The following is a 2,602-nucleotide window of genomic DNA, read 5'->3' as shown; positions in this document are numbered from 1 at the left end:
CCTTACCCCCGATGGCCAGAAAGCGTTGATTGCCTACTGGATCATGGGCCGCAGTGCCAACAGCCGCAACCGCGTATTTGAGGCGATCCCCGGTGGTATCCGCACGGTGGCTGCCGATCCGGCCAAGCTGGAAGATCCCCATCTGATCATCTACAATGCCGTGCTGACCCCCCGGGAGACTACCGTGGTCACCAACGGCGATCAGACCGATACCATCGTTCATTTCATGAACGAAAACCTCTTCCCCGGTTACAGCTTTGAGGCCGCACTGGCTACCCGCACCTACGAGGACGATGCCCCCAACTTCACGCCGCGCATTTCCGGCGTGATGGATATGCGCAACGGCGCCTACAAGCTGTCCATCGTCAAGAGCTGCGAAGGCAATGCAGCCAGCGTACAACGGCAGACCTTCGACTACCCCCAGCCTGTGGCGGGTGAAGGCCATTTCATCAGCACCTACCTGAAAAACGGTGCTCCCATTCCCAGCTACGCCGGTGAGCCCATGCGGGTAACCATCGACGAGAATGACGGCGCCGAATTTGCCGGCAAGCTGTGGGAGTCCCTCAACGAGGATAATAAAGTCAGCCTCTTTGTGCGGACCATCACGCTGGAAACCGGCGACTACGAAGATATGATCCTCAACAAATACAACGCGGTGGAGGGTGAATAAAGTGAAAGAATTTCAGCTGAAATACGGCACCAACCCCAACCAGAAGCCTGCACGCATCTATATGGCGGACGGAAGCGAACTGCCGGTGGAGATTCTCAACGGCCGTCCGGGATACATCAATTTTCTGGACGCCTTCAACTCTTGGCAGTTGGTGCGGGACCTGAAAAAGGCTTTGGGTATGCCCGCCGCTGCCAGCTTCAAGCATGTTTCCCCTGCCGGTGCAGCCATCGGTATGCCTCTGGACGACACGCTGCGCGCCATGTATCATATCGATGCGGATGCGGAACTGAGCCCTCTGGCCTGCGCGTATGCCCGTGCCCGCGGCGCGGACCGGATGTCCAGCTTCGGCGACTGGATCGCACTGTCTGATGTATGCGACCTGTCCACCGCCAAACTCATCCAGCACGAAGTCAGCGACGGCATCATCGCCCCCGGCTATGACGCCGACGCACTGGAAGTGCTCAAGTCCAAGAAAAAGGGCAACTACAACATCGTGGCCATCGACCCGAACTACGAGCCCTCCCCGCTGGAGCGCCGCACCGTCTTTGGCGTCACCTTCGAGCAGGGCCGTCAGGATCTGGAGATTTCCAACGAAACGATGCTGATGAACATCGTTACCGAGAACAAGGATATCAGCGCCGATCAGCGCCGTGACTTGATCATCAGCTTGATCGTCCTGAAATACACCCAGTCCAACAGTGTCTGCTATGTGCAGGGCGGCCAGACCATCGGCGTAGGTGCCGGTCAGCAGAGCCGCGTGCACTGCACCCGCTTGGCTGGCCAAAAGGCCGATAACTGGCAGTTGCGCCATATGCCTCAGGTGCTGAACCTGCCTTTCCGCGATGATCTGTCCAAGCCTAACCGTGATAACGCCATCGACGTTTACATCGGCGATACGCCGGAGGATGTCATTGCGGACGATGTCTGGGCCGAAACCTTTACCGAGCAGCCCAAGCCCTTGACCGCTGAGGAAAAGCGCGCATGGCTGGATCAGGTGACCGGTGTTTCGCTGGGCAGCGATGCCTTCTTCCCCTTCGGTGATAACATTGAGCGCGCCCGCCGCAGCGGCGTGACTGCCATTGTACAGCCCGGTGGCTCCATCCGCGATCAGCAGGTTATCGATACCTGCAACCGCTACGGCATATCCGGCTGTTCCATCACTAAAAATTGCACTTGCCTGCGGCGTTTTTTCGTCGCGGGCAGTTGTGCTGTCAAAGGAGTTTTGTTATGAAAATTCTGGTCGTAGGCGGCGGCGGGCGTGAACACGCCATCATCCGTGCGCTGAAACAAAGCCCCCAGTGCACTGAAATTTGGTGCGCCCCCGGCAACGGCGGTATCAGCTATGATGCCCACTGCAAGGCTATCGCTGCCACCGATGTGGACGCTATGGTTGCCTTTGCCAAGGAAGAAGCCTTTGACTATGTGGTCGTCGCCCAAGATGACCCGCTGGCATTGGGTATGGTGGATGCACTGGCCGCAGTAGGCATCCCTGCCTTCGGTCCCGACAAAGCGGCCGCTCGCATTGAAGCCAGCAAGGTGTTCAGCAAAAATTTGATGAAAAAGTACGGCATCCCCACGGCAGGCTACGAGGTGTTCGATGATCCCGCCAAGGTTGTCGCTTATGTGGAGAGCCAGAACAAATATCCGGTCGTCATCAAGGCCGATGGCTTGGCGCTGGGCAAGGGCGTTTTGATCTGCCAGAACCACGACGAAGTAGAATCCGCCGTCAAGGAGATCATGCTGGACAAAAAGTTCGGCGCTTCCGGTAACCACGTGGTGGTGGAGGAATTCCTCACCGGCCCCGAAGTCAGTGTCTTGTCCTTTTGCGACGGCAAAACCGTAAAGCCGATGGTTTCCAGCATGGACCACAAGCGGGCGTTGGACGGCGATCAGGGTCTGAACACCGGCGGTATGGGTACGGTTGCCCCCAAC

3 protein-coding genes are annotated in these 2,602 nt (G+C 57.9%); all 3 read left to right on the top strand.

Annotated features, from left to right (window positions below; translation table 11 throughout):
• On the top strand, positions 1-670 hold a 670-nt coding region (locus Q0526_RS11850; protein ID WP_298733866.1), incomplete at its 5' end, for an IMP cyclohydrolase.
• A gap of 1 nt (position 671) precedes the next feature.
• Complete coding sequence (locus Q0526_RS11845) at positions 672-1,901, top strand: phosphoribosylaminoimidazolecarboxamide formyltransferase (RefSeq protein ID WP_298733864.1); 1,230 nt, start codon at positions 672-674, stop codon at positions 1,899-1,901.
• A partial coding sequence (purD, locus tag Q0526_RS11840) for a phosphoribosylamine--glycine ligase (RefSeq protein ID WP_298733862.1) occupies positions 1,898-2,602 on the top strand: 705 nt, incomplete at its 3' end. The genes Q0526_RS11845 and purD, both read left to right, overlap by 4 nt.

The sequence above is a fragment of the uncultured Subdoligranulum sp. genome, assembly GCF_937890665.1.
Note: the sequence above shows the minus strand (reverse complement) of the source record. Positions and strands in the feature narration are given on the sequence as shown.